The sequence below is a fragment of the Pantoea sp. Lij88 genome (genome assembly GCF_030062155.1).
Taxonomy (GTDB): domain Bacteria; phylum Pseudomonadota; class Gammaproteobacteria; order Enterobacterales; family Enterobacteriaceae; genus Pantoea.
Window position 1 is genome coordinate 140791 of the sequence record NZ_CP118269.1, and the last position, 25392, is coordinate 166182.

Below are 25392 nucleotides of genomic sequence, written 5' to 3' on the forward strand. Positions count from 1 at the left end.
ACACGAATACCTCACATCATAACATTTCATCAGGGTGCAGACAGCCAGATGACTCTGTAACGCTTTGTGCGTACATCCTTGCGGCGTGAACTATGCTGCAAAAATGACATTCTGTTGGGCGATTTATCGTGAAGAAGCGGCCTGTTCAGTAAGATATGCCAGATTTTTGCCATCTGAGGAGAGCAATGATGCCTGCGCAATTTTATCAACAACTTCGTCAGCAACTTGATGATGCACGTCAGGAAGGACTGTTTAAACAGGAGCGAATCATCACTTCTGCCCAGCAGACGGAGATCGCGGTTGGCAGCGATCCGGCAGTGATTAACTTCTGCGCCAATAACTATTTAGGTCTGGCGAACCATCCGGCGCTGATTCAGGCGGCGAAAGAGGGGATGGATTCGCATGGTTTTGGCATGGCATCGGTGCGCTTTATCTGCGGCACGCAGGATAGCCATAAGCAGCTGGAAAAGCGGCTGGCAGAGTTTCTCGGTATGGAGGATGCCATTCTCTATTCCTCCTGTTTCGACGCCAACGGCGGCCTGTTTGAAACCCTGCTCGATGCGCAGGATGCCATCATTTCCGACGCGCTGAATCACGCCTCCATTATCGATGGTGTCCGGCTGTGCAAAGCGCAGCGTTATCGCTATGCCAATAACGACATGGCGGAGCTGCGGGCCTGTCTGCAGGAAGCGCGCGATAAAGGTGCGCGTCATATTCTGATTGCCACTGATGGCGTCTTCTCAATGGATGGGGTGATTGCAAATCTGCCCGCCATCTGCGATCTGGCCGATGAGTTTTCCGCGCTGGTGATGGTGGATGATTCTCATGCGGTGGGCTTTGTCGGGAACGCCGGACGCGGAACCCATGAATACTGCGATGTTATGGGTCGGGTCGACATCATTACCGGCACGCTGGGTAAAGCGCTGGGCGGCGCGTCCGGTGGCTACACCGCAGCGAAAGCCGAAGTGGTGGAGTGGCTGCGTCAGCGTTCCCGTCCCTATCTGTTCTCCAACTCGCTGGCTCCGGCCATTGTTGCCGCCTCGCTAAGGGTGCTGGATTTGCTCAGTGAAGGCGACGGACTGCGTCAGCGTCTGTGGGACAATGCCCGCTACTTCCGGGAGCAGATGACAGCGGCGGGCTTTACGCTGGCCGGTGCCGATCACGCGATTATTCCGGTGATGCTGGGTGACGCCAGCGTTGCCCAGGAGTTTGCCCGCCTGCTGCAACAGGAAGGCATCTACGTGACGGGCTTCTTCTATCCGGTGGTGCCAAAAGGTCAGGCACGCATTCGCACCCAAATCTCTGCGGCGCACACCCAGCAACAGCTGGAACGTGCGGTGACGGCCTTTACCCGCATCGGCAAACAACTGGGCGTCATCGCCTGAGGAGTCCGTCATGAAAGCACTCGCCAAACTGAACAAGGAAGAGGGCATCTGGATGGTGACTGATGCCCCGGTTCCTGAGCCGGGTCACAACGATTTGCTGATTAAGATTCGTAAAACCGCCATCTGCGGCACCGATGTCCATATCTACAACTGGGATGACTGGTCGCGCAAAACCATTCCGGTGCCGATGATTGTCGGTCATGAATATGTGGGTGAAGTGGTAGCGATAGGGCAGGAAGTCAAAGGCTTTTCGATTGGCGATCGGGTCTCAGGTGAAGGACATATCACCTGCGGACATTGCCGTAACTGCCGCGCCGGGCGAACGCATTTATGCCGTAACACAATGGGCGTGGGCGTTAACCGCCAGGGCTGCTTCGCGGAGTATCTGGTCATCCCGGCCTTTAATGCGTTCAAAATTCCCGACAACATTTCCGATGAGCTAGCGGCAATCTTTGACCCGTTCGGCAACGCGGTGCATACCGCCCTCTCGTTCGATCTGGTCGGCGAGGATGTGCTGATCTCCGGCGCAGGTCCTATTGGCATCATGGCCGCTGCGGTCTGTCGGCACGTCGGTGCACGCAACGTGGTGATCACTGATATCAATGAGTACAGATTGTCACTGGCGCGGAAAATGGGCGTCACGCGCGCAGTCAATGTGGCGAATGAAGATCTGCGGGAAGTGATGCATTCGCTGGGCATGACAGAGGGATTTGATGTCGGGCTGGAGATGTCGGGTGCGCCTCCGGCGTTTCGTTCATTGCTGGAGGTGATGAATCACGGTGGGCGTATCGCACTGCTGGGCATTCCGCCGGGTGAAATGGCGATCGACTGGAACCAGGTGATCTTCAAGGGGCTTTTCATTAAGGGAATCTATGGCCGTGAGATGTTTGAAACCTGGTACAAAATGGCGGCGCTGATTCAGTCCGGTCTCGATCTGACGCCGGTAATCACCCATCGTTATAGCATTGACGATTTTCAGCAGGGCTTTGATGAGATGCGTTCAGGACGCTCGGGGAAAGTGATACTGAGCTGGGATTAAAACAACGGCCGCCGGGGCGGCCGACTGATTAACTTTGCTTCTTCTCTTCGTCGGTCAGGTAGCGCACTTTGCGCGTGTAGTCCTGGCCTTTGAAGTTCAGCGGCTGTTGCGGGTCGGCAAGGTACTTCTGCCATTCCGACAACGGGAATCCACCATGTGCGCCCACCACGTCAGACGGGATCACCGCCGACTGACCGCCGATTTTCTTTGAGACCGGCCAGTTAGCCCATTCCCCCAGATTGACGGTTTTAATATCCAGCATATCCAGCAACACCGCGAGCGGCAGCTGGTCAGTTGGCGGCTGGCTGTCGTTCATCAAATTCCATGTGTCATTAAACAGCGTCAGCCAGAGCGGCGAAATGCGCTGCCACACTTCACGCGTGGCAGCCAGGTAAGCGCCATTAACGTGATCTGTCAGGTATGGACGAATGCTGTGCGGGTAGTAGGCGGGAATCGCCTCTTCCGGCGCACCGTCCAGCTTGGCAATCATTTTCCCCTGACGGAAGCTGGAGTAGAGATGGCCTGGCTTCATCATGATTGCCGGCATCTTCAGCAGATTGAGGTCGGAATCGATCATCAGAATGCCATCGCCTTTTGCCTGCAGGGGCGCCTGCAATTTGATCAAACGGCTGCGATAAATCTGCTTGTAGCGATAGCTCTCTTCGCGATGCGGCACGTCCAGCGTTGCCACGCGGGTTTTCACTGGCAGGCTGCCAAAGGCGTGAGCGGGCTGATCGCTGACGATCACAATCTCATCAGCCTCCGTTGCAAAGCGCGCCGCAAAATCGGCACTGAGCAGGGCTTCTTCGATGTAGTCCGCGCCGGTGCAGGGGATCACGACAGAGGTGACGGGAACCGTGCCCTGAACTTCCTGATGCGAATACGGCAGGTTATGGCGCGCTCTGATATGACGGTAACGGGAGTTTAAAAAATTAAGCATGAGGTTTCTTTTTGACGACGCTTTGCAGAATATTCTCGACGCCGCTGATATAGGTTTCAATAGCGTACTGTTCACGTACGCGTTTCGCTGCCGCATTGATCAGGCGTTGACGTAAATCCGCGTCCTGCCACAGCGCGGTCAGGTGCTGGGTCAGTTGCACGACGTTGCCATAGTCAAACAGCAGCCCGGTTTCGTCATGACTGATCAATTCGGCAGTGCCCACCACGCGGGATCCCACGACGGCGGTATTCACCAGCATCGCTTCCAGTACGACCCTGGGTAAGCCTTCACTGCGTGAGGCAAGAATAAAGGTATCAAAGGCAGTAAGGTAATCCAGCGCATTGTTCTGAAAGCCCGTAAAGACCACATGATGCTGGATGTTCTCTGCGGTAGCGAGTTGCAGCAGATGCTGAAGTTCCGGACCCGCGCCGACAATCACCATCTTCCAGTCTGCATCCGGGTTGGCGCGTTTAAAGCGGCCCAGCGCCTGCAGAACATGGTGATTAGATTTACGTAATATCAGCGAGCCGATCGTGCCAAACACAAAGGTCGACGGAGAGAGTTTAAAGCGCTGGCGGACTTCAAGGCGGTCGGGCAGGGACTGGTGAATATCGATGGCGTTATTAACGGTAAAACAGCGCTCCGCATCCACACCATGACGGCGCAGGGTGTTATGCACGCCCTGTGACACGGCAATCACCGCCTGACAATCCTCATTAACCATGCTGACCAGCCGCGGTTCCAGAACCGGATCGATACGGCAATGCTGCACCACCGCAATCTCCAGGCTGCGCGCCGCCAGATAACCTTCCACATTGGTGCTGGGCTGATTATTCATGTAGAGCGTGTCAAACTTCCCAAGCTGCAGCAGTGAATTGATCTTGATGGCATTAGGCATAATACGCCAGTGCGTATCAATCTGGTCGATGGCACGCTTCTTAAGCTTTTTATTGAAAAACAGCAGTGCCCGCGCGGCTTCTTTAACCAGCTTCGCCCAGCGTGGCTGCTTGATTTGCGGAATAAAAAAGACCGGAATAGCCAGCGCATTCAGCGTAGCCTCAATGGTTTCGTCATTGCCACGGCTGTAGTTGTGATAGAAGCAGCAGGTGATATCAAACTTTTGACGATCGATACGTTTCAGCAGCTCCAGCATACTGTTGGTGCCGCCGCCCCACTCTCTGCCGTTATCCAGCAGCAGGATTTTTTGTTTATTAATCGTCATCCCTATCACTGTTCCCGCACCGCCCGTTATTGCCCGACCCAGGATTATAGTAATTTCTGCGTATAAATGAACGCTAAGCCGACGACTTAGCATTCATCGCAAATTCAGAACAGATTTTTTAGCGTTTTAAACAGCGGGCTGTTATTCACACTTTCGCCAATGACCGTTAAGGCTCTGGTAGCAGGAACCGGCGTCAGCGGCTGTTTCGGTTTACACAGGCCGGCAGGCTGGAAGCGAGGTGGCACCGGTTTTGCCGGAGCCACAGGCGTCGGTGAGCCGCTGCGGAGTGATTCGTTCAGCAACTGGCTGGGACGAACCAGCGTAATGTCGGCTGGCAGCGTGGGTAACATCTGCTGCAGCACCCGCACGGTAGTCGGGTGGGGATGACCAATCGCAATGGCGTACCCGTCGCGCTGCGCCAGTTTCACCGCCCGGCTGAACTGCTGGCGGATGGCGTTAATATCCTGGCTGTCATCAAGGAACACCCGGCGTTTTAATACTTTAACCTGAGTACCCTGTGCGGCAGGAATAGCCTGACTGTTCGCGATGGTCATGCTATCCAGAAAGTAGAGATTGTAGTGGTTCAGCGCCTGCATCACTTTCTGCATGCCGGGCAGGCTTGAGGTCATCCTGCTGCCCATATGGTTGTTCAGACCAACGGCATAAGGCACGTTATTAACGGCATTGCGCATGATGCGGGAGACCTCTTCGCTGCTCATCTCCGGCGTTAAGGTATCTTTTTCCAGCGGCTGTTTGCTCAGGGGGGCCATCGGCAGATGGATCAGGACTTCATGACCACTCTGATGCGCTTTAGTCGCCATTTCACGGGCGTGGGGCGCGTTGGGCAACACCGCCACTGAAATAGCCTGCGGCATCTGCAGGACCTTGTTCTCTTCGGCGGGGCGATAGCCGACATCATCGATGACGATGGCCAGTTTGCCCGCCTGTGCAGCGTAGCTGAACAGCAGGGCGCTTAAGAGAACGGGGAGTTTTCGAAGTTGCAGCAAAACCTATCTTCCTAACCACGGGAGTGGATTGACGGCCTGTCCCTGACGTCGGATTTCAAAATAGAGCGACGGGGTACCACGGCCACCACTGGTGCCCACCAGTGCGATAGGCTGTCCTGCCTTCACCTGCGTACCCACGCTCACCAGCGCACTTTGGTTGTAGCCATACAGGCTCATATCGCCTTTACCATGCTCCAGCACCACCACCAGACCGTAGCCCTGTAACCAGTCGGCCATCAGCACACGACCATCGGCGATTGCTTTCACCTCGGTGCCTTCCCGCGCATCAATCACCAGCCCTTTCCAGCGCAGTTCACCCTGCAGCTGTTCACCAAAGCGATGTTCTATGCGTCCGCGAACCGGCCACAACGCCTGTCCGCCTGCGCGACCAAGTCCACCGGTGCGGGCCACCAGTTCGCGCTCGCTCTGGGTGGGCTGATAACTGGAGCCTTTGGCTTTCGCCTGCGCCTGACGCTGACGCACTTTTTCCGCCTCACGCGCTTCACGGGCTGCGCGCTCGCGCGCCTCGCGTTCCGCACGGGCGATCTTATCCTGCAGGCGGCTTTCGTTCTGGCGCATCTCGACCAGATCGGCCTGATCTTTTTCCAGCGCGCTTTCCAGTGACGTCAGGGTCTTTTTACGCGCTTCGCTCGCCTGTTGCAGCTTCTGCTGCTGGCCCTGTTGCTGCGTTAACAACTCTTTCTGCTGCTGTTGCTTCTGCTCCAGCGTGGCGCGTTGCTCATCCAGATCCTGACGCGTCTTTTGCAGCGATTCGATATTTTTCTGGCGGGCAGCATTCAGATAGCCGAAATAGGCCAGAATACGCTCACTGCGCTGGCTCTCTTCACCGCCCATCAAAAGCTGTACGCCGTTGTGCTTACCCTGACGGAACGCCGCGTCAAGTTGCTCTGAAAGCAGGTTTTCCTGGCGGGTTTGCTGTTTTTCAAGTCGGGCGATGGAGGTGGCGAGTTGTTTCATCTCGTCATTCAGGGCGGTGAGGCTATTGCGGGTGTCACGCAGCTGACGGCTCGCCTGAGCAATGATTTTTTCCTGGCTCTGCAGCTGATCGAGTAATTTGCTGCGCTGTACCTTCTGCGCTTTGACACTTTTCTCTTTCTCAGCAATGTTTTGCTGAATGGACTGAAGCTGAGATTTACTGTCTTCTGCACTTCGGGCAACAGCAGGCAATAACAGTGCCCCCGCACAAAGCAGGCTAAGGGAGAGGCTGGACAAGTGTATGAACAACGGCAGGTTATCGCCGTTGGGACGGGTCCTTGTGTGCGAAACGGTTGTTTTTCCCTTCATAGGCCAATGATTATTCCACGATGAACCGCCGCTTACCAGTGCTCCCCACTGGCATTTGCTTTTCCAGTTATGTCCACTTTCACAATGACATGGATTAAGCCTTACGCCATTTTTGCTATTCAGCCACTTTTTTTGGAAAATGAAGCACAAATCTATACTCTGGCCGCATAGCATCTGTACATGCGAAGTGGCGCAGGTATACTCAGAACCCTTGTTTTAGCTTATTAGCCCGGTCTGGAGTCGTTACCCCTCATGCAAGAAATTATGCAGTTTGCAAGCAATCACCCCATCCTGAGTCTGGCATGGGTCGTTTTACTCGTTCTGGTGATTGTGACTACCGTTAAAGGAATGTTCTCTAAGGTAAAAACGATCAGCCGCGGTGAAGCAACCCGCCTGATTAACAAAGAGGACGCGGTAGTTGTAGACGTGCGTTCGCGCGACGATTTCCGCAGAGGGCATATTTCAGGTGCGCTGAATGTGGCAGCCGCTGAGATTAAAAAAGGCAACATTGACGAACTGGCAAAGCATAAAGCACAGCCCATAATTGTAGTATGTGCAACCGGACAAAGCGCGGGTGATTCTGCTGCGCATCTGAGTGCTGCAGGCTTTGAGCAGGTTTCAGTGCTGAAAGACGGTATCAGTGGCTGGAGCGGTGAAAATCTGCCATTAGTTCGCGGTAAATAATCCTGTAGAGGTGCTGATCATGGCAAATGTTGAAATGTATACCAAGGTTACCTGTCCATACTGCCATCGGGCGAAGGCGCTGTTAACGCAAAAAGGCGTATCGTTTCAGGAGATCCCCATCGATGGCGACATGGCGAAACGTGAAGAGATGATCAAGCGTAGCGGTCGCACCACAGTGCCTCAGATTTTTATTGATGCGCAGCACATTGGCGGCTGCGACGACTTATTCGCACTCGATAATCGCGAAGGTTTAGATCCACTACTGCAGGCGTAATTTTACGCCGGACAATCTCATACATAGGATTTGGTCACATGTCAGAACAAAACACGAACGAAATGCAATTCCAGATTCAGCGCGTATTCACTAAAGACATCTCTTTTGAAGCGCCAAATGCACCGCAGGTTTTCCAGAAAGAGTGGGAACCGGACGTTAAACTGGATCTGGACACTGCATCTTCTCAGCTGGCTGACGAAGTTTACGAAGTGGTACTTCGTGTGACTGTAACCGCAACTGTGGGTGAAGAGACCGCTTTCCTGTGTGAAGTTCAGCAGGCGGGTATCTTCACCATCAGCGGTATCGAAGGAACGCAGATGGCACATTGCCTGGGTGCATACTGCCCGAACATTCTGTTCCCTTATGCACGCGAATGCATTACCAGCCTGGTATCCCGTGGTACCTTCCCGCAGCTGAACCTGGCACCGGTTAACTTTGATGCGCTGTTCATGAACTATCTGCAGCAGCAACAAGGTGAAGAAGGTGCTGCACCACATCAGGATGCCTGATGACAACTCACGCTTCGATTAGCGTCATCGGTGCCGGATCCTACGGCACCGCTTTGGCGATTACGCTGGCCCGTAACGGCCATCCGGTGCTGTTGTGGGGACATAACCCGACGCATCTGGCGCAACTTCAGAATGACCGCTGCAACACTGCTTTCCTGCCTGATGTCCCGTTCCCCGACAATCTTTCCCTTGAGCCTGATCTGACCAACGCTATCGCTGCCAGCCGCGACTTGCTGGTCGTGGTGCCGAGTCATGTGTTTGGCGATGTACTGCAACAGATTAAGCCGCATCTGCGGCCAGATTCGCGCATTGTCTGGGCGACCAAAGGGCTGGAAAAAGAGACGGGTCGTCTGCTGCAGGATGTGGCGCGTGAAATTGTCGGCGATGCTATACCGCTGGCGGTGATCTCCGGACCGACCTTTGCGAAAGAGCTGGCAGCCGGATTACCGACCGCCATCGCGCTGGCCGCCACGGATGCGCAGTTTGCTGATGACCTGCAGCAGAAGCTGCACTGCGGTAAAAGTTTCCGTGTTTATAACAATCCTGACTTCGTCGGCGTACAGCTGGGCGGCGCGGTGAAGAACGTCATTGCTATCGGTGCCGGAATGTCTGACGGGATTGGTTTTGGCGCGAATGCGCGTACCGCACTGATCACCCGTGGTCTGGCAGAGATGAGCCGCCTAGGCGCAGCGCTGGGTGCCGATCCCACCACCTTCATGGGGATGGCAGGCCTGGGCGATCTGGTGCTGACCTGTACTGATAATCAGTCGCGTAATCGTCGTTTTGGCATGATGCTGGGCCAGGGTGAGGATGTAGATAGCGCGCAACGCATTATCGGACAAGTTGTAGAAGGCTACAGAAACACCAAAGAAGTCAAAGCACTGGCTGCAAGGCTGGGCGTAGAAATGCCGATCACCGAGCAGATTTATCAGGTGCTGTATTGCGAAAAACCGGCGAGAGATGCAGCATTAAGCCTGCTGGGACGAACAAGGAAGGACGAAAACAGCACGGGCTAACGCAGGACGCGTAGCATCATCACCTGCAGCGCCCATTCAGGCGCTTTTTTTATCGGGAGAAAGCAGCAATGTCGTCTGATGAGTTAGAACTGGTCTGGAATAATATCAAAGCAGAAGCGCGCGCCCTGGCTGATTGTGAGCCGATGCTGGCCAGCTTCTTCCACGCGACATTGCTTAAGCATGAAAATCTCGGTAGCGCACTGAGTTATATGCTGGCTAACAAGCTGGCTAACCCGATTATGCCCGCCATCGCCATTCGTGAAATCGTTGAAGAAGCCTACCGTGAAGATCCGTCGATGATAATGTCTGCGGCTTACGATATTCAGGCCGTGCGTCAGCGCGACCCGGCAGTGGATAAATATTCCACGCCGCTGCTGTATCTCAAAGGTTTTCACGCCCTGCAGGCCTACCGCATCGGCCACTGGCTGTGGAATGAAGGCCGGCGTGCGCTGGCGGTTTATCTGCAGAATGAAATCTCCGTCTCCTTTGCCGTCGATATTCATCCCGCTGCTAACATCGGCCACGGCATCATGCTCGACCATGCCACCGGCATAGTGATCGGTGAAACCGCCGTGGTGGAGAATGATGTCTCGATCCTGCAATCGGTGACGCTGGGCGGAACCGGTAAAACCAGCGGCGACCGTCATCCGAAAATCCGCGAAGGGGTGATGATTGGTGCCGGTGCGAAAGTTCTGGGCAATATTGAAGTCGGCAGGGGAGCAAAAATCGGCGCCGGTTCCGTCGTGTTACAGCCCGTGCCGCCGCACACCACTGCCGCAGGTGTTCCCGCGCGGATCGTCGGTAAGCCAGGCAGTGAAAAGCCGTCGATGGATATGGATCAGCACTTCAATGGCAGCCTGGCCGGCTTTCAGTTTGGCGACGGCATCTAGTCTTTAATCAGCGCGCCGGCGTAACCGAGCTGGCGCCACGCTTCATACACCACCACCGATACAGCGTTCGATAAATTCATACTGCGGCTTTCTGCTCTCATCGGGATGCGGATTTTTTGCTGTGCCGGTAATGCGGCCAGGATCTCAGCGGGCAGTCCACGGCTCTCCGGCCCGAACAGCAGATAATCGCCTGCCTGATAGGCGACGGCACTGTGTGCAGGCGTCCCTTTGGTCGTCAGCGCAAACAGACGCTCAGGCGACTCTGTGGCGATAAATGCCTGATAGTCAGCATGGAATTTTATGGCTGTAAATTCATGGTAATCCAGCCCGGCGCGACGCAAGCGCTTGTCATCCCAGGCAAAGCCGAGCGGCTGAATCAGATGAAGCTGGAAGCCCGTATTGGCGCACAGGCGGATGATATTGCCGGTATTCGGCGGAATTTCTGGTTCAAACAAGACGATGTTAAGCATAAGGCCCCCGATGACAGGGGCCGAAGCATAGCAAATTATTGACGACCGGAGGAGTAGAGCGGCAACCAGAGAGTCAGACGCAGGCCGCCCAGTGGGCTGTCATCGGCTTTAACCCAGCCTCGGTGCTGCTGCACTGCCGTTTCGACAATCGCCAGGCCAAGACCGGTGCCGCCTGATTCACGATCGCGCGCTTCATCGGTACGGTAGAAGGGGCGGAAAATCTGTTCGCGATCTTCCGGACTGACGCCAGGACCATCATCATCGACATGTACCGTAATACCGGAAATATCGACGGAGAAGCTGACGCTGATATGCGTGTGTGAATAGCGCAGCGCGTTGCGTACGATATTTTCCAGTGCACTCTCCAGCGCATGAGGGTTGCCATAAAGTGGCCACGGGCCAGGCGGATAGGGAATATCCATCTTCTTACCCATCTGCTCAGCTTCGAAACGGGCATCTTCCAGCACCCCATTCCACAACTGATTCGCCTTCATCGCTTCGCTGACCAGCGCATTTTTATGCTGGGTGCGCGACAGCACCAGCAGATCGTTGATCATGCCATCAAGACGCTGTGCTTCCATCTCAATGCGGGCCAGCTCCTTACCTTCGCCCTGACGCCGACGCAGCAGCGCGGTAGCCAGTTGCAGACGGGTAAGCGGGGTGCGGAGTTCATGGCTGATATCCGATAACAGACGTTGCTGACCGGTCATCATCCGTTCCAGCGCACTCACCATCTGGTTAAAGCTGGAACCCGCGGCCAGGAACTCCTGCGGACCTGATTCCAGTTCCGGATGCTGACGAAGGTTTCCGCTTGCGACTTCATCGGCAGCGTATTTCAGCTTACGCGCCGGACGTGCCAGGCTCCACGCCAGCCACAGCAGCAGCGGTGAGCTGATGAGCATGGTGACGATAAGCAGTAGCAGGGGACGGTCAAACAGCAGATTGACGAAATCGAGCTGGGAACTGTTGGCAGGACGGATCATGTAAAGCTGGTAGTTATCTTCGCCATCCCGGACGGCAAAAGGCCCTACCAGCTCAACGCGACCATATTTCTTCTTTTGTGGATGATCGGCATTGTCAGACTGGCCGATAAAATTGCGGATAACCTGCATTTCGTTATGTTGCGCGCCAATCACCCGACCTTCACTGGTCACTAACAGCAGTCGCTGACCCGGCGGTGCCCACTTTTCCACGGCACGAAACAGACGACGCCACCACATCAGATCGTTAGGGGGATCCTGTGACAGCTCTGCTTCGACGTGTTGCTCAATCATGATGCCCTGCCGCTGTTCACTCTCCAGCAGCGAGGTCATCTGACGTGAATCGAGCTTAGGCACCATTAACACCAGCATCAACACCAGCGCCAGCGTTAACCAGAAGATGGCGAAGATACGGGTGGTCAGACTTCCAATCATGATGCCGAAACCATCAGATAGCCGCGGCCACGTAAGGTTTTAAACCAGGGATGACCGTCACGGCGCTCAGGCAGCTTGCGACGCAGATTCGAGATATGCATATCAATGGCGCGGTCAAAAGGCGTCAGGCGTTTGCCCAGCACTTCCTGACTCAGATGTTCACGCGACACGACCTGGCCCAGATGCTGTGCCAGCAGATAGAGCAGGGTGAACTCCGTGCCAGTAAGATCCAGCGTGACGTCATCAAAACTGGCCTCCTGACGACCCGGATTGAGACGCAGGCAGTCCACTTCCAGCGTAGGTGAGCTGTTATCGTGTTGCTGCTGCTGTTCACTCCAGTTGGAGCGCCGCAGAATAGCGCGGATACGCGCCACCAGTTCGCGGTCGTTAAACGGCTTAGGCAGATAGTCATCTGCACCCAGTTCAAGGCCCAGTACACGATCCAGCTCGCTGCCGCGCGCCGTTAGCATGATGACGGGGGTTTGATGTTGCTGACGTAGTTCTTTCAGGGTGTCGATACCGTTTTTCTTCGGCATCATGACATCCAGTAAAAGCAGATCAATAGAGTTATCGAGCAGGTTCAGCGCTTGTTCACCATCGCTGGCTACCACCACTTCAAACCCTTCCATTTCTAACAGTTCTTTTAAAAGCGAAGTTAATTCGCGGTCGTCATCTACCAACAGGATTTTATTCATTTTTGTAGCCCTCCGCAGGCAAAATACCGTGTTCCTGGCGCACCTATCCATCGCTTTACGTAGTTTTACACCCCCTGACGGATGTTTGCAGCTGTCGCCGTACACTGGCTCTCGTTGAATCGCAAAACGGAACGAACTGGAGTACACGATGCGCAAATTAACCGCCGTCGTCCTTGCCTCAGCGATGGCTCTGAGTGTCGCCAGCGCAGATGCTAAAGATGCGACGACGATTGACGAGATGCATCATGGCGGATTGCCGACAGGCAGTATGACGCAAAATCCGCAAAGCCACATGTTCGACGGTATCGAGCTGACTGAAGAGCAACGTCAGCAGATGCGTGACCTGATGCAACAGGCAAGACATGATCGCCCGGTCGTTCATATTGACGATATTGCAGCACTACACGAGTTAGTGACGGCAGACCAGTTTAACGAAGCGGCCATCCGTCAGAAGGCGGAAGTCATCGCCAGAGTTCAGGTTGAACAACAGGTCGAGATGGCGCGCGTACAGAATCAAATGTTTCAGCTGTTAACGCCGGCCCAGCAGTCGGCTTTACAGAAGAATTACCAGCGGCGACTTAATGAGCTGCGACAGTTTTCGAATTTGCAGTCAGCGTCATCGCTGCAGGCAGTGAGTAGTACCAGCAGTAACCAGTAACATAGTATCCCTGTTTTCCTTGCCATAGACACATCCCTGTCTTCCCCCGCCATGATGGTGGGGGTTTTTTTTATCTTTTTTTCACTTTTTTTATTTTGACAGGAATCATCACCTCGCAATAAAACCCCCTTTTTATTGGCGCTTGTTGAGCTTTTATTCATCAGATTCGACGATTTCTTATTATTCAGGGCTGGACGTAAATTTAAACGGACCGGCAAGCGTTTTTCCGCCTGTAAAATATTCTAACTCGCTGAAAGTAAATGAATTACAGGAGCTGAGTGAAGATATTATTTATATTTTTCAACCAACTACAGTTCCCGCGTTTCGCTTGTTGGTTCAGGCGCATCTTCTACACTAAATCCTGTCACTGCAGGGAAGTTAAGTGTCTTTGCGAAGTCTCAGGGAGCAACAACCACATTATGTAGTCCTGAATGAATCTATTAACGGAGTAAGTTATGGCAGAGCATCGTGGTGGTTCAGGTAATTTCGCAGATAATCCGCAAAAAGCGTCTGAAGCCGGTAAGAAAGGTGGTCAGAACAGCGGCGGCGGAAACTTCAAAAACGATCGTGAAAAAGCATCAGAAGCCGGGAAAAAAGGCGGCAAAAAGTAGTCGCCGGCGCTTTCTCAGCATCGGTCAGGGCCTGAATATGGCCTGGCAATGATGTGTATGACACTTTGCCCCGTCCTCTCAAAGGTCGGGGCTTGTTTTTTTCTGCCTGCCTTGCTCTTTAAAGCTGTTCCTCTCAGTAGAGCCTTTCCCGGTAAACGACCCGTTAAGCACAGCCCGTCTCCCGGTGTTAAACTTCAGCCATTCATCCATTTAAGTGCGCATCCTCACTGATGCCGCATAGGGAATCTGGCATGCAACCCTCTTATGGCCGACTGGTAAAACGTGCTGCGCTCGCTGCCACCATTCTTGCGTCTGTGCTGTTACTCGTGAAAATTTTTGCCTGGTGGTACACCGGTTCGGTAAGTCTACTGGCCTCACTGGTGGACTCGCTGGTGGATATCGCTGCCTCGCTGACTAATCTGCTGGTGGTGCGTTATGCGCTGCAGCCTGCCGACGAAGATCACACGTTCGGGCACGGTAAAGCAGAGTCGCTGGCGGCGCTGGCGCAAAGTATGTTTATTTCCGGTTCGGCGCTGTTTCTGTTTCTGACCGGCCTGCAGCATCTTGCCTCGCCCAGTGAGATGCGGGCACCGGGTGTCGGTATCATTGTGACTGTGGTAGCGCTTGGCTCAACGCTGGTGCTGGTCGCCTTCCAGCGCTGGGTGGTGCGTAAAACCCGCAGCCAGGCGATTCGGGCTGACATGTTGCACTATCAGTCGGATGTCATCATGAATGGCGCCATTCTGATTGCGCTGGTGCTGAGCAGCTATGGCTTTGCCCGGGCGGATGCGCTGTTCGCGCTGGGGATTGGCGTTTTCATTCTCTACAGTGCATTGCGGATGGGTTACGAGGCGGTGCAGTCATTGCTGGATCGCGCATTACCGGAAGAGGAGCGGCAGCAAATCCTGACGCTCGCGACAAACTGGCCGCAGGTGCAGGGCGTTCACGATCTGCGCACACGCCAGTCCGGCCCGACCAAATTTATTCAGCTTCATCTGGAACTGGAAGATCAGCTGCCACTGGTGCAGGCGCATCGGGTAGCAGATCAGGTTGAGAAGGCGTTACGCAAAGAATTTCCCGGGTCAGATGTAATTATCCATCAGGATCCCTGTTCTGTGGTACCGTTCGAGACCAAAGATTCGTTAGGTTTTTTACGTAAATGAATCAAATCGATACGGAAAGGATGACGTAACGCTAACATCGCTGCAAAAAATAGTAAAAAGTTGTCTGACCTGAATCAATTCAGCAGCAAGCCTTTGATATACTATCTGCCATCACATGTCGCGCTAGTCGTAAATATGATTGTCAGCAGCGATCGACAGGCAGGATTAACCCTTAGTTTTGAACAATCCAGAGGTTGTCATGATCAAAAAAATTGGTGTATTAACCAGCGGCGGTGACGCCCCAGGCATGAACGCAGCTATTCGTGGAGTGGTTCGTTCCGCGCTGAGTGAAGGACTGGAAGTTTTTGGGATCTATGACGGTTATCTGGGATTGTACGAAGATCGCATGATCAATCTTGATCGCTACAGCGTCTCTGACATGATTAACCGCGGCGGCACTTTCCTGGGCTCAGCGCGTTTCCCTGAGTTCCGTAATGAAGATGTGCGTCAGGTTGCCATTGAGAATATGAAAAAGCGCGGCATTGATGCGCTGGTGGTCATTGGTGGTGACGGCTCCTACATGGGGGCTAAGCGCCTGACTGAAATGGGCTTCCCCTGCATTGGTCTGCCTGGCACCATCGACAACGACGTGGCCGGAACGGATTACACCATCGGTTATTTCACTGCGCTGGAAACCGTGGTGGAGGCGATTGACCGTCTGCGTGACACCTCTTCATCACATCAGCGTATTTCGATTGTTGAAGTGATGGGTCGCTACTGTGGCGATCTGACCCTGGCCGCGGCGATTGCCGGTGGCTGTGAGTTCATCGTCCTGCCGGAATTCCCGTATACCCGCGAAGAGCTGGTGGCGGAAATCAAAGCGGGCATCGCCAAAGGTAAAAAGCACGCTATCGTGGCGATTACCGAGCACATCTGCGATATCGACGATCTGGCGCGTTTCATTGAAACAGAAACCAAACGTGAAACCCGTTCGACCGTACTGGGTCATATTCAGCGTGGCGGTGCACCTTGTGCGTATGACCGTATCCTGGCGTCACGCATGGGTGCTTACTCCATTGAACTGCTGATGCAGGGTTACGGCGGCCGTTGCGTGGGTATTCAGAATGAGAAGATGGTGCATCACGACATCGTCGACGCGATTGAAAACATGAAACGTCCGTTCAAGCGCGACTGGCTCGACACGGCGAAGAAACTCTACTGATTCTTCTGCGGGGTGTGCTGCAAAGCACGCCCCGGCATCCTCCTTCTATATTCCCCACGGTTATAACAGCTTATTTTTAATTCTTTTAGCTCTGTAATGGTTTATGTCACGCTTAGCCCATAACGACATTGGGAGAGTGCGTAATGAACAAGTGGAGTATCGGCGTTACCCTGTTGCTGGCCTCAACCAGCGTTCTGGCGAAAGACATTCAGCTGTTAAACGTTTCCTACGATCCAACGCGTGAGCTGTACGAACAGTACAACAAAGCGTTCAGTGCGCACTACAAACAGGAAACCGGCGATAATGTCGTGGTCCGTCAGTCGCATGGCGGCTCCGGCAAACAGGCAACCTCAGTGATTAACGGCATCCGTGCGGATGTGGTCACGCTGGCGTTGCAATCGGATGTCGATGCCATTGCAGAACGCGGTCGTATTGATAAGAACTGGATTAAGCGTCTGCCAGACAACTCTGCGCCTTACACGTCAACCATTGTCTTCCTGGTCCGCAAAGATAATCCCAAGGGCATTCACGACTGGAGCGACCTGACCAAACCCGGCGTGTCCGTGATTACCCCTAACCCGAAAACCTCCGGCGGCGCACGCTGGAACTATCTGGCGGCCTGGGGCTGGGCGCTGGATCATAACAATGGCGATCAGGCTAAAGCGCTGGCATACGTCAGAGCGCTGTTTAAAAACGTTGAAGTGCAGGATTCCGGCGCGCGTGGCGCAACCAACACCTTCGTTGAACGCGGGATTGGTGATGTGCTGATTGCCTGGGAAAACGAAGCTTATCTGGCGGTTAACAAACTGGGTAAAGACAAGTTCGAGATTGTCACCCCGAGCGAATCGATTCTGGCTGAACCGACCGTGTCCGTGGTCGATAAAGTGGTAGATGAAAAGGGAACGCGCAAAGTCGCAGACGCCTATCTGAAATACCTCTACTCGCCAGAAGGCCAGACTATCGCTGCCCAGAACTACTATCGTCCGCGTGATGCAGAAATCGCGAAGAAATTTGCCAGCCAGTTTGCGCCGGTGAAGCTGTTCACCATTCAGGACAAGTTTGGTGGCTGGGCACAGGCTCAGAAAGCGCACTTCGCCGATGGCGGCAGCTATGACCAGGTCATGAAACCGTAATAGATTGCGGTCAGCGCCCCCGCGCTGACCGCTTATCCGCAACAACCCCACCTTTCTCTTTTCTCTGCCCGGCTGCTGGGTTATCTGCCCGAATTCCCCGTGACATTTTTTTCCCGCCAGGCGAGGATGCAGGCTGCTAAACCATTCAGGAAGCGTTGTTATGCCGACAAATCGTCGTGCAACCAGCCTGGTTGCGGTTCTGCTGGTGCTGGTCATTGCGGGGATACTGGCTGCCGCACTGCATTTCAAAAAGAACAGTGATGCGCTGTGGCAGATCGTCAGCCAGAAATGTGTGCCTCATCAGCAGAGCCGCGGAGATCCGGCGCCCTGTCAGCGTGTCGATCAGCTTCATCGCTATGCCATGCTGAAAGACAGGAATGGGCCGTTACAGTATCTGCTGATCCCGCTCGACAAAATCACCGGCATCGAAAGCCCGCGGTTACTGCAACCCGCTACGCCCAACTACTTTGCCCTTGCGTGGCATGAACGAACCCTGCTTGCACAGCGACGCGGCTCACCCATTGCCGATCGGGTTCTGTCACTGGCGATCAATTCACAGTATGGCCGCACGCAGAACCAGCTCCATATTCATCTCTCCTGTCTGCGACCCGATGTGCGTCAGCAGCTGGATCAGCTTTCGCCACAGCTTAGCGGCCAGTGGCAGGCGATCACGCTGCATAAGCATCACTACTGGCTGCGGGCCCTGACGCCGGATGAGCTGACTCAGCAGAGTGCCTTTATCCGGCTGGCCGATGAGCGGTCAGAGGCACGCACAGAGATGGGGAAATATGGGCTGGCACTGGCTGCGTTAAGCGATGGGCGACTGGTGCTGATGGCGATAGAGCGGAACTGGCTGCTGCTGAACAGTGGGTCGGCGGAGGAGTTGCAGGATCACGCCTGTGAGCTGATTGCGCCCATAAAAAAGGCGGCTTAAGCGCCGCCCCTTACCGGTATGCTAATGCTTAGGCGCTTTTTGCAGCCGCCGCAGCTTTAACGATGACCGCGAAAGCATCTGCTTTCAGTGACGCACCGCCAACCAGCGCGCCATCGATATCAGGCTGGGTGAACAGCTCAGCAGCGTTCTTGTCGTTTACTGAACCGCCGTACTGAATGATGACCTGTTCTGCGATAGCCGCATCTTTCTTCGCGATATGATCACGAATGAATTTGTGCACGGCCTGTGCCTGAGCAGGGGTCGCAGATTTGCCGGTACCGATGGCCCAGACTGGCTCATACGCGATGACCGCATCTTTGAACGCTTCGGCGCCCTGCGTTTCCAGAACGGCATCCAGCTGACGAGCGCAGACTTCTTCGGTTTTACCCGCTTCGTTTTCTGCTTCGGTCTCACCAATGCACAGCACCGGAACCAGACCCACTGACTTCAGTACCGCGTATTTCTTCGCGATGAACTCGTCGCTCTCTTTGTGGTAAGTGCGGCGTTCTGAGTGACCGATAATGATGTATTTCGCGCCGATATCTTTCAGCATTTCTGCGGAAACTTCACCGGTAAACGCGCCAGACAGGTTAACGTCCACGTTCTGCGCACCCAGTGCGATGTGGCTACCGGAGATGGCGTGTTTTGCCTGCTCGAGATAGAGCGCTGGCGGTGCAATGGCGACGCCACAACCCTCAACGCCAGACAGTTCCTTGCGCAGACCCGCGATCAGTTCAGCTGTGATCTGCTTGCTGCCATTCAACTTCCAGTTACCCATAACCAGTGGATGTCGCATTCTATCCTCCGCATAAAGCGATACATGAAAAGTCGCTGCCAGCTGGCAGCGTTGTCTGCCAGACAGTATAGAGATCAAATGTAGCGATGGCTTTGCTTTTCGTCATTTTCAGCCACATCCTCAGGGGGTTGCGAGCGCCAGTTTTACCGGCTCAATGGCGAAAGTCAGCCCCTTGTCGCCGTTGTCGGCCACCACAAAACGGAGCGCGCCGTCGACCTGCGCAAAGTAGGGCAAATCCTTACCTTCCTTCAGCAAACCTTCCAGCTTTTTACGTCCCTCTTCGGCGCTGAGGCCTGGTACAAAGAAGCGCAGCATGGCAGTCATGTAGGCCAGCGCTTTTTGCTGCGAGGCATTCTGGTCTGGTCCTGGCAGGGGCAGCCAGGTAATCTGCAGCGTCTTAATTTTGCCGGTGCCGGGCTCCAGCGCGGTAGAGGCATAGAGCGTTTCATTGATTTTGCTGGCGGCGCGCGTCAGGTTACTTTTGTCACCCCGGTTATCAATGGCGCGATATTCCGGCAGCATCAGCGTCGCATTGGCCAGATTATACTTTTCGCGAAACTGGCCGATAGTCATGTCAAAGGTGGGAGCGCCCGCCAGCAGATAGGGCGCGGTGGGCAACGCGTCGGGCCGTTCCTGCGGTGGCGGATCGGCGGCAAAGACCGGAACCGTCAGCGCAAACGATAACAGCAGTGCGCCAGGCAAATTCTTCATTTTGTCGATCCTAACCCGTAAACTCAGGCGCAAATTAAAACGGTTTTTATCCGCGAGGTCAAAAGCGCGGCGGTTCTCTTCTCTCTGGATGATAATGCATGACGTTACAACAATGGTGTTTTTCCTGGCGCGGCCGGCTGGGACGACGTGATTTCTGGATCTGGCAGGCAGTCTGGTTGCTGACAACGACACTGTTATTCGCCCTGGCAGCTAATGACTGGGTTGATACCCAGATGGCGGCTTTTGGCGTGGTCTGCCTGCTGTGGCCCGCCAGCGCAGTCATTGTTAAACGCCTGCACGATCGCAATCGTCCCGGCTACTGGGGATTTCTGGTGATTGTGGCCTGGCTGCTGGTGGCGGGAAACTGGAGCATGCTGAGCGGGATTCTGCCCTGGCTGCTGGGTCGCGCCATTCCATTTGTGTTACTGGCTGGCCTGGTACTCGAACTCGGCGTTTTTCGCGGCACCCCCGGCGCTAACCGGTTTGGTACCGCGACCCAGCCGGTGCGATACCGGCAAACGGCTCACCAGTAATGTTCGCTGGTGATATGACCCGGCTTGCGCTTCAGGTGCTTACGCATCTCACGCGTCTCTTTCAGTAATTGCTGGGTATCACGTACCATCTGCGGGTTGCCGCACAGCATCACATGGCTGCTGTCGGCATCCAGCGTTAATCCGGTGGCACGCTCCAGTTCACCATTTTCGATCAGCGCCGGAACCCGGCCCGTCAGCGAACCGGGAATCGCTTCGCGGCTCACCACCGTCTGGATGTGCAGCTTGCCCTGATAGCGCTGCTGCAGCTGCTGCATTAAGGGTAAAAAGCTCAGGTCAGCTGCATAGCGTGCGGCATGGACCAGCACGATGTTTTCAAAGCGATCCAGTCCTTCGCCCTGCTGCAGCATGGAAAGGTAAGGACCAATAGCGGTGCCGGTTGCCAGCATCCATAAGGTTTTGCACTCCGGGACTTCATCCAGCACAAAGAATCCCGCGGCCTCTTTCGTGACCATCACCTGATCGCCAGGCTGGAGTGCCTGCAGATGCGGACTCAGCTTGCCATCGGGCACGGTGACCAGGTAAAACTCCAGCAGATCATCTTTCGGCGAATTAACGTAGGAGTAGGCGCGCTGCACCCGCTCACCGTCGATTTCCAGTGCCAGCTTGGCAAATTGCCCGGCGATAAAGGGATCGATGGGCGCTTTTACCCGGAGACTGAACAGCGCATCCGTCCAGTTTTTCACTTCCTTTACTTCAGCATTGACCCACTCAGCCATAATCACTCCCTGGTTGTTGATTATTCAGGCAGGTCACTATTTTCGCGACTAGCCGGTGAGAATGCCAGCCTGCGCCCTGGCAAAGGCTCTAATCGACAAACTGTTGTTTTGTCTTTACAGGCTGGCGCATAAACTTGACAGGCGCAAGCCGGGACCTTTTGGCCTGCCTCTCGCTTTGTCATCTAATCCTGATATTTTGCCCGCCATAACACGAAGACTGGCGGGTGAACCGCTGCTTTAACCTCCTTTCACAGAAAGAAATTTTGCATAATCATGATTAGTAAACTGGAAAATCGCCCACTGCTGGTGATGCTTATTGTGCTGGTGGCCGTCGGGCAGATGGCACAGACCATCTATGTTCCGGCGATGTCGGTGATGGCAGACGCGCTGAATGTGCGGGATGGTGCGCTGCAGCGTGTGATGGCGGCTTATCTGATGACCTATGGCGGATCCCAGCTGATCTACGGCCCGCTGTCAGACAGCGTGGGCCGGCGTCCGGTGATCCTGGCGGGCATGATGATCTTTATGATCGGTGCAGTCACGGCGCTGATGGCGACATCACTCGATATGCTGGTGCTTGGCAGCGCGATTCAGGGACTGGGAACCGGCGTAGCGGGCGTAATGGCCCGCACCATGCCGCGTGATCTCTACGAGGGTCACGCGCTGCGCCGCGCTAACAGCCTGCTTAATATGGGCATTCTGGTCAGCCCGTTACTGGCGCCGGTGATTGGCGCACTGCTGACCCAGCTCTTTGGCTGGCACGCCTGTTTCGCTTTCCTGCTGCTGCTCTGCCTGGCGGTAACGCTGTCGATGGCGCGCTGGCTGCCGGAGACCCGGCCGCAGGGTGCGGAAGTGACCCCTTTCTTCAAACGCTACGCCCGCCTGCTCAGCGACGCGAATTTCGTCCGCTACATTGTGCTGCTGATTGGCGCGCTGGCTGGCATTGCAGTATTTGAGTCGAGCTGTGGCGTGCTGCTGGGCGGCGTGCTCGGTCTGCACAGCCTGACCGTCAGCATCCTGTTCATTCTGCCCATTCCGGCGGCGTTCTTCGGTGCCTGGTTTGCCGGACGCGAGCAGGGTTCATGGCACAGCCTGATGTGGTGGGGCGTGAATAGCTGTCTGCTGGCGGGCATTATGATGTGGATCCCGGCGTGGTTCGGCGTGATGAATATCTGGACGCTGCTGGTGCCTGCCGCGCTGTTCTTCTTTGGCGCTGGCATGCTGTTTCCGCTGGCGACCTCAGGGGCAATGGAACCCTATGCCTGGCTGGCAGGGAGCGCGGGTGCGCTGATTGGCGGGATGCAGAACCTGGGATCGGGCCTGGTGGCGTGGCTGTCAGCCATGATGCCGCAGCGCGATCAGTTCAGCCTTGGGATGCTGATGTTCTTCACCGCGCTGGTGATGCTGCTCTGTTGGTTGCCGCTCTCACGTCAGCCGGAGCGCGGCAACCAGCCGGTTACAGGATAAACGGATGGAGCGCCGGATCTTTGTGGTCGAGATAGTGAATCGACTGGATGCGGCGAATGGTGCGTGATTTACCGCGAATCAGCAGGGTTTCGCTGGTGGCGATATTGCCCTGACGCGTAATGCCTTTCAGTAACTCGCCACTGGTAATGCCGGTGGCGGCAAACACGACGTTGTCGTTGCGCGCCATCTCACTCAGCGTCAGCTTCTTACCCGCTTCAATTCCCATCTCTGCACAGCGCTGCAGCTCCTGCTCACCAAGCAGACGGTTTTCAGCGCTGTCGCCTTTGACGTGGTGACGCGCCAGCAACCGGCCCTGCATATCGCCATCCAGCGCACGGATCACCGCTGCGGAGACGACGCCTTCCGGTGCGCCGCCGATGCCATACATCACATCCACTTCGCTGTCAGGCATGCAGGTCAGAATCGAGGCGGCGACATCGCCATCCGGGAAGGTAAACACCCGCACGCCCAGCTGCTGCAACTGGCTAATCACTGCATCGTGACGCGGCTTTGCCAGAATCGACACGGTCAGCTGCGACAGTGGTTTGTTCATCGCTATCGCGATATTACGCAGGTTGGTTTCCAGCGGCAGGTCGAGGTTGATCGCGCCATGCGCAGCCGGGCCCACGATCAGTTTTTCCATATACATATCCGGGGCGTGCAGAAAGCTGCCTTTATCGCCCACGGCCATCACCGCCAGCGCATTCGCCTGGCCGAGCGCCGTCATGCGGGTCCCTTCAATCGGATCGACGGCAATGTCGACGGCATCGCCGCGACCGGTACCGACTTTTTCACCGATATAGAGCATCGGGGCTTCGTCGATTTCGCCTTCACCGATCACAATCTGACCGTCAATTTCAATGGAGTTCAGGACATGACGCATGGCATGGACAGCCGCGCCGTCAGCCGCATTTTTGTCGCCGCGTCCTAACCAGTGATAGCCTGCCAGGGCGGCAGCTTCGGTTACGCGGGAAAATTCAATGGCAAGTTCTCGTTTCATGGCATCTACCTGACAAAAAACCGGCAGGCAGTGTAACACAGCGGGGGAGTGGGGCGGGGAAAAGGCCCGCGACGACCAGCATCGCGGGCGTTGATATTACTCCTGTTCTTCCCACGCCTGTGCGCGGGCAACCGCTTTTTTCCAGCCAGCATAACGGAAGTTACGCTCGGTGGTTTCCAGGCTTGGACGGAACTCACGCTCGATAACGGCTTTCGAGCGCACTTCATCCAGATCCTGCCAGAAGCCAACAGCCAGACCGGCAAGATACGCAGAACCCAGCGCGGTCACTTCACGCACTTCCGGACGCTCAACACGGGTGCCGAGGATGTCAGCCTGGAACTGCATCAGGAAGTTGTTGGACACTGCACCACCATCCACACGCAACGCCTGCAGACGGGTATTAGCATCGTTCTGCATCGCTTCCAGCACGTCACGCGTCTGATAAGCGATCGACTCCAGTGTCGCGCGGATGATGTGGTTAGAGTTGGCACCGCGCGTCAGGCCGAAGATGGCACCACGGGCATACGGGTCCCAGTAAGGTGCGCCCAGGCCGGTGAAAGCAGGCACCATGTAAACGCCGTTGGTGTCTTTCACTTTCATCGCGAAGTATTCAGAGTCAGCCGCTTCACTGATCAGCTTCATCTCATCACGCAGCCACTGAATAGAGGCACCACCGATAAACACGGCACCTTCCAGCGCATAGTTCACTTCACCGCGCGGGCCACAGGCGATCGTGGTCAGCAGGCCGTGGGTTGAGGTCACCGCTTCAGTACCGGTGTTCATCAGCATGAAGCAGCCGGTGCCGTAGGTATTTTTCGCCATGCCAGGCTGTACACACAGCTGGCCATACAGCGCGGCCTGCTGGTCACCGGCGATACCAGCGATTGGAATACGTGTACCGCCTTTACCGCCGATGTTGGTCTGGCCGTAGACTTCAGAAGAGGACTTCACTTCTGGCAGCATTTCACGCGGGATATCCAGGATATCCAGCATGCGCTGATCCCACTCCAGCTTGTGAATGTTGAACATCATGGTACGGGAGGCGTTGGTGTAGTCGGTGATGTGCACGCGACCCTGAGTCATTTTCCAGACCAGCCAGGTATCGACGGTACCGAACAGCAGCTCGCCACGTTTTGCACGCTCACGTGAGCCTTCAACGTGGTCCAGAATCCACTTCACTTTGGTCCCGGAGAAGTAAGGGTTAATCACCAGACCGGTGGTGTGCTGGATGTACTCTTCCAGACCCTCTTTCTTCAGTTTGTGGCAGTAGTCGGCGGTGCGGGGATCCTGCCAGACGATGGCGTTGTAGATCGGCTTGCCGGTCTCTTTTTCCCAGACGATAGCGGTTTCGCGCTGGTTGGTGATACCGATTGCCGCGATCTCATCAGAGCGGATGTCGGCATGGGCCAGCACTTCAACCAGCGTTGAGCTTTGTGAAGCCCAGATATCCATCGGGTCATGTTCAACCCAACCGGCTTTCGGGTAGATCTGGGTAAATTCGCGCTGCGATACCGCGATGATATTAGAATCGTGGTCGAGAACGACGGCACGTGAACTGGTTGTGCCCTGATCGAGCGCGACGATATATTTTTTATCTGTGGTAGTCATAAATTCAGTCCTGATGATAAAAAGTGAA

The 25392-nt window shown here is 55.1% G+C and carries 27 protein-coding genes; 15 read left to right on the top strand and 12 right to left on the bottom strand.

Going from position 1 to position 25392, the window contains the following annotated elements:
* The first annotated feature begins 188 nt into the window (after positions 1 to 188).
* Positions 189 to 1385 (top strand): glycine C-acetyltransferase, encoded by a 1197-nt coding sequence (locus PU624_RS04510; RefSeq protein ID WP_283547937.1) that lies wholly within the window; start codon positions 189 to 191, stop codon positions 1383 to 1385.
* Between the two features lie 10 nt (positions 1386 to 1395).
* Positions 1396 to 2424: an L-threonine 3-dehydrogenase gene (gene tdh / locus PU624_RS04515; RefSeq protein WP_283546743.1), complete on the top strand. Its 1029-nt coding sequence runs from the start codon at positions 1396 to 1398 to the stop codon at positions 2422 to 2424.
* A 28-nt stretch (positions 2425 to 2452) separates the two neighbouring features.
* Here tdh and PU624_RS04520 read toward each other — a convergent pair whose 3' ends face one another.
* From PU624_RS04520 to envC, 4 genes are all read right to left on the bottom strand, one after another.
* Positions 2453 to 3364: a hypothetical protein gene (locus tag PU624_RS04520; protein ID WP_283546744.1), complete on the bottom strand. Its 912-nt coding sequence runs from the start codon at positions 3362 to 3364 to the stop codon at positions 2453 to 2455.
* Positions 3357 to 4586 (bottom strand): glycosyltransferase, encoded by a 1230-nt coding sequence (locus PU624_RS04525; RefSeq protein ID WP_283546745.1) that lies wholly within the window; start codon positions 4584 to 4586, stop codon positions 3357 to 3359. The genes PU624_RS04520 and PU624_RS04525 overlap by 8 nt, the downstream gene beginning before the upstream one ends.
* Before the next feature lie 104 nt (positions 4587 to 4690).
* Positions 4691 to 5593: a divergent polysaccharide deacetylase family protein gene (locus tag PU624_RS04530; RefSeq protein WP_283546746.1), complete on the bottom strand. Its 903-nt coding sequence runs from the start codon at positions 5591 to 5593 to the stop codon at positions 4691 to 4693.
* A 3-nt stretch (positions 5594 to 5596) separates the two neighbouring features.
* Positions 5597 to 6898, bottom strand: a complete 1302-nt coding sequence (envC, locus tag PU624_RS04535) for a murein hydrolase activator EnvC (protein ID WP_283546747.1) — start codon at positions 6896 to 6898, stop codon at positions 5597 to 5599.
* Positions 6899 to 7150: 252 nt separating this feature from the next.
* On the opposite strand from envC, the gene PU624_RS04540 reads away from it, so the two are divergent.
* From PU624_RS04540 to cysE, 5 genes are all read left to right on the top strand, one after another.
* On the top strand, positions 7151 to 7582 hold the full coding sequence (locus PU624_RS04540; RefSeq protein ID WP_109653815.1) for a rhodanese-like domain-containing protein: 432 nt from the start codon (positions 7151 to 7153) through the stop codon (positions 7580 to 7582).
* 19 nt (positions 7583 to 7601) lie between these two features.
* Entirely contained in the window at positions 7602 to 7856 is a 255-nt protein-coding gene (gene grxC / locus PU624_RS04545) for a glutaredoxin 3 (protein WP_283546748.1), read from the top strand.
* 38 nt (positions 7857 to 7894) lie between these two features.
* Positions 7895 to 8365, top strand: a complete 471-nt coding sequence (secB, locus tag PU624_RS04550) for a protein-export chaperone SecB (RefSeq protein ID WP_179899239.1) — start codon at positions 7895 to 7897, stop codon at positions 8363 to 8365.
* Positions 8365 to 9381: an NAD(P)H-dependent glycerol-3-phosphate dehydrogenase gene (gene gpsA / locus PU624_RS04555; protein WP_283546749.1), complete on the top strand. Its 1017-nt coding sequence runs from the start codon at positions 8365 to 8367 to the stop codon at positions 9379 to 9381. Before secB ends, gpsA begins: the two co-directional genes overlap by 1 nt.
* A gap of 68 nt (positions 9382 to 9449) precedes the next feature.
* The gene (gene cysE, locus PU624_RS04560; RefSeq protein WP_090967199.1) at positions 9450 to 10271 is read left to right on the top strand and encodes a serine O-acetyltransferase; all 822 of its coding nucleotides are present in this window, start codon (positions 9450 to 9452) and stop codon (positions 10269 to 10271) included.
* Here the strand turns inward: cysE and trmL are convergent.
* The 3 genes from trmL to cpxR are packed head-to-tail and all read right to left on the bottom strand — an operon-like array spanning position 10268 to position 12851.
* Entirely contained in the window at positions 10268 to 10741 is a 474-nt protein-coding gene (gene trmL, locus PU624_RS04565; RefSeq protein ID WP_283546750.1) for a tRNA (uridine(34)/cytosine(34)/5-carboxymethylaminomethyluridine(34)-2'-O)-methyltransferase TrmL, read from the bottom strand. The two genes, cysE and trmL, sit on opposite strands and share 4 nt — an antisense overlap.
* A 35-nt stretch (positions 10742 to 10776) precedes the next feature.
* Complete coding sequence (gene cpxA, locus PU624_RS04570) at positions 10777 to 12156, bottom strand: envelope stress sensor histidine kinase CpxA (RefSeq protein ID WP_179899243.1); 1380 nt, start codon at positions 12154 to 12156, stop codon at positions 10777 to 10779.
* Positions 12153 to 12851 (bottom strand): envelope stress response regulator transcription factor CpxR, encoded by a 699-nt coding sequence (gene cpxR, locus PU624_RS04575; RefSeq protein WP_009088062.1) that lies wholly within the window; start codon positions 12849 to 12851, stop codon positions 12153 to 12155. The genes cpxA and cpxR overlap by 4 nt, the downstream gene beginning before the upstream one ends.
* Before the next feature lie 148 nt (positions 12852 to 12999).
* Here cpxR and cpxP point away from each other — a divergent pair, with 148 nt between their 5' ends.
* The 6 genes from cpxP to PU624_RS04605 all read left to right on the top strand — a co-directional run bounded on the left by cpxP (position 13000) and on the right by PU624_RS04605 (position 18512).
* Positions 13000 to 13509, top strand: a complete 510-nt coding sequence (gene cpxP, locus PU624_RS04580; protein ID WP_003851271.1) for a cell-envelope stress modulator CpxP — start codon at positions 13000 to 13002, stop codon at positions 13507 to 13509.
* A 455-nt stretch (positions 13510 to 13964) separates the two neighbouring features.
* Positions 13965 to 14120 carry a con-10 family general stress protein gene (locus tag PU624_RS04585; RefSeq protein WP_003851267.1) on the top strand — a complete coding sequence of 52 codons (156 nt, stop codon included), beginning with the start codon at positions 13965 to 13967 and terminating at the stop codon, positions 14118 to 14120.
* A gap of 251 nt (positions 14121 to 14371) precedes the next feature.
* A complete protein-coding gene (fieF, locus tag PU624_RS04590) occupies positions 14372 to 15283 on the top strand; it encodes a CDF family cation-efflux transporter FieF (RefSeq protein WP_283546751.1) in 912 nt (303 codons plus the stop codon).
* Positions 15284 to 15482: 199 nt separating this feature from the next.
* Positions 15483 to 16445, top strand: coding sequence for a 6-phosphofructokinase (gene pfkA, locus PU624_RS04595; RefSeq protein WP_003851263.1), 963 nt, complete (start codon positions 15483 to 15485; stop codon positions 16443 to 16445).
* Positions 16446 to 16588: 143 nt separating this feature from the next.
* Positions 16589 to 17578 (top strand): sulfate ABC transporter substrate-binding protein, encoded by a 990-nt coding sequence (locus PU624_RS04600; RefSeq protein ID WP_283546752.1) that lies wholly within the window; start codon positions 16589 to 16591, stop codon positions 17576 to 17578.
* Between the two features lie 160 nt (positions 17579 to 17738).
* Positions 17739 to 18512: a CDP-diacylglycerol diphosphatase gene (locus tag PU624_RS04605; protein WP_283546753.1), complete on the top strand. Its 774-nt coding sequence runs from the start codon at positions 17739 to 17741 to the stop codon at positions 18510 to 18512.
* A gap of 28 nt (positions 18513 to 18540) precedes the next feature.
* Here PU624_RS04605 and tpiA read toward each other — a convergent pair whose 3' ends face one another.
* The gene (gene tpiA / locus PU624_RS04610) at positions 18541 to 19308 is read right to left on the bottom strand and encodes a triose-phosphate isomerase (RefSeq protein WP_010258199.1); all 768 of its coding nucleotides are present in this window, start codon (positions 19306 to 19308) and stop codon (positions 18541 to 18543) included.
* Between the two features lie 120 nt (positions 19309 to 19428).
* Positions 19429 to 20019, bottom strand: coding sequence for a DUF1454 family protein (locus tag PU624_RS04615; RefSeq protein WP_283546754.1), 591 nt, complete (start codon positions 20017 to 20019; stop codon positions 19429 to 19431).
* A 98-nt stretch (positions 20020 to 20117) separates the two neighbouring features.
* Here PU624_RS04615 and PU624_RS04620 point away from each other — a divergent pair, with 98 nt between their 5' ends.
* On the top strand, positions 20118 to 20552 hold the full coding sequence (locus PU624_RS04620) for a DUF805 domain-containing protein (RefSeq protein ID WP_283546755.1): 435 nt from the start codon (positions 20118 to 20120) through the stop codon (positions 20550 to 20552).
* On the opposite strand, the gene fpr is transcribed toward PU624_RS04620, so the two are convergent.
* Positions 20543 to 21289 (bottom strand): ferredoxin--NADP(+) reductase, encoded by a 747-nt coding sequence (gene fpr / locus PU624_RS04625; RefSeq protein ID WP_283546756.1) that lies wholly within the window; start codon positions 21287 to 21289, stop codon positions 20543 to 20545. The two genes, PU624_RS04620 and fpr, sit on opposite strands and share 10 nt — an antisense overlap.
* 273 nt (positions 21290 to 21562) lie before the next feature.
* On the opposite strand from fpr, the gene emrD reads away from it, so the two are divergent.
* Positions 21563 to 22756: a multidrug efflux MFS transporter EmrD gene (emrD, locus tag PU624_RS04630; RefSeq protein WP_283546757.1), complete on the top strand. Its 1194-nt coding sequence runs from the start codon at positions 21563 to 21565 to the stop codon at positions 22754 to 22756.
* Here the strand turns inward: emrD and glpX are convergent.
* A complete protein-coding gene (gene glpX, locus PU624_RS04635; RefSeq protein ID WP_283546758.1) occupies positions 22746 to 23756 on the bottom strand; it encodes a class II fructose-bisphosphatase in 1011 nt (336 codons plus the stop codon). The two genes, emrD and glpX, sit on opposite strands and share 11 nt — an antisense overlap.
* Before the next feature lie 96 nt (positions 23757 to 23852).
* On the bottom strand, positions 23853 to 25364 hold the full coding sequence (gene glpK, locus PU624_RS04640) for a glycerol kinase GlpK (protein WP_090967187.1): 1512 nt from the start codon (positions 25362 to 25364) through the stop codon (positions 23853 to 23855).
* Between the last annotated feature and the right edge of the window lie 28 nt (positions 25365 to 25392).

Coding starts and splice junctions, on each gene's coding strand:
- pfkA (WP_003851263.1), top strand. CDS start 15,483: ATGATCAAAAAAATTGGTGTATTAACCAGCGGCGGTGACGCCCCAGGC.
- cysE (WP_090967199.1), top strand. CDS start 9,450: ATGTCGTCTGATGAGTTAGAACTGGTCTGGAATAATATCAAAGCAGAA.
- emrD (WP_283546757.1), top strand. CDS start 21,563: ATGATTAGTAAACTGGAAAATCGCCCACTGCTGGTGATGCTTATTGTG.
- grxC (WP_283546748.1), top strand. CDS start 7,602: ATGGCAAATGTTGAAATGTATACCAAGGTTACCTGTCCATACTGCCAT.
- secB (WP_179899239.1), top strand. CDS start 7,895: ATGTCAGAACAAAACACGAACGAAATGCAATTCCAGATTCAGCGCGTA.
- PU624_RS04615 (WP_283546754.1), bottom strand. CDS start 20,019: ATGAAGAATTTGCCTGGCGCACTGCTGTTATCGTTTGCGCTGACGGTT.
- cpxA (WP_179899243.1), bottom strand. CDS start 12,156: ATGATTGGAAGTCTGACCACCCGTATCTTCGCCATCTTCTGGTTAACG.
- gpsA (WP_283546749.1), top strand. CDS start 8,365: ATGACAACTCACGCTTCGATTAGCGTCATCGGTGCCGGATCCTACGGC.
- tpiA (WP_010258199.1), bottom strand. CDS start 19,308: ATGCGACATCCACTGGTTATGGGTAACTGGAAGTTGAATGGCAGCAAG.
- PU624_RS04600 (WP_283546752.1), top strand. CDS start 16,589: ATGAACAAGTGGAGTATCGGCGTTACCCTGTTGCTGGCCTCAACCAGC.
- tdh (WP_283546743.1), top strand. CDS start 1,396: ATGAAAGCACTCGCCAAACTGAACAAGGAAGAGGGCATCTGGATGGTG.
- fieF (WP_283546751.1), top strand. CDS start 14,372: ATGCAACCCTCTTATGGCCGACTGGTAAAACGTGCTGCGCTCGCTGCC.
- cpxR (WP_009088062.1), bottom strand. CDS start 12,851: ATGAATAAAATCCTGTTGGTAGATGACGACCGCGAATTAACTTCGCTT.
- cpxP (WP_003851271.1), top strand. CDS start 13,000: ATGCGCAAATTAACCGCCGTCGTCCTTGCCTCAGCGATGGCTCTGAGT.
- fpr (WP_283546756.1), bottom strand. CDS start 21,289: ATGGCTGAGTGGGTCAATGCTGAAGTAAAGGAAGTGAAAAACTGGACG.
- PU624_RS04585 (WP_003851267.1), top strand. CDS start 13,965: ATGGCAGAGCATCGTGGTGGTTCAGGTAATTTCGCAGATAATCCGCAA.
- PU624_RS04540 (WP_109653815.1), top strand. CDS start 7,151: ATGCAAGAAATTATGCAGTTTGCAAGCAATCACCCCATCCTGAGTCTG.
- glpX (WP_283546758.1), bottom strand. CDS start 23,756: ATGAAACGAGAACTTGCCATTGAATTTTCCCGCGTAACCGAAGCTGCC.
- glpK (WP_090967187.1), bottom strand. CDS start 25,364: ATGACTACCACAGATAAAAAATATATCGTCGCGCTCGATCAGGGCACA.
- trmL (WP_283546750.1), bottom strand. CDS start 10,741: ATGCTTAACATCGTCTTGTTTGAACCAGAAATTCCGCCGAATACCGGC.
- PU624_RS04620 (WP_283546755.1), top strand. CDS start 20,118: ATGACGTTACAACAATGGTGTTTTTCCTGGCGCGGCCGGCTGGGACGA.
- envC (WP_283546747.1), bottom strand. CDS start 6,898: ATGAAGGGAAAAACAACCGTTTCGCACACAAGGACCCGTCCCAACGGC.
- PU624_RS04525 (WP_283546745.1), bottom strand. CDS start 4,586: ATGACGATTAATAAACAAAAAATCCTGCTGCTGGATAACGGCAGAGAG.
- PU624_RS04510 (WP_283547937.1), top strand. CDS start 189: ATGCCTGCGCAATTTTATCAACAACTTCGTCAGCAACTTGATGATGCA.
- PU624_RS04605 (WP_283546753.1), top strand. CDS start 17,739: ATGCCGACAAATCGTCGTGCAACCAGCCTGGTTGCGGTTCTGCTGGTG.
- PU624_RS04520 (WP_283546744.1), bottom strand. CDS start 3,364: ATGCTTAATTTTTTAAACTCCCGTTACCGTCATATCAGAGCGCGCCAT.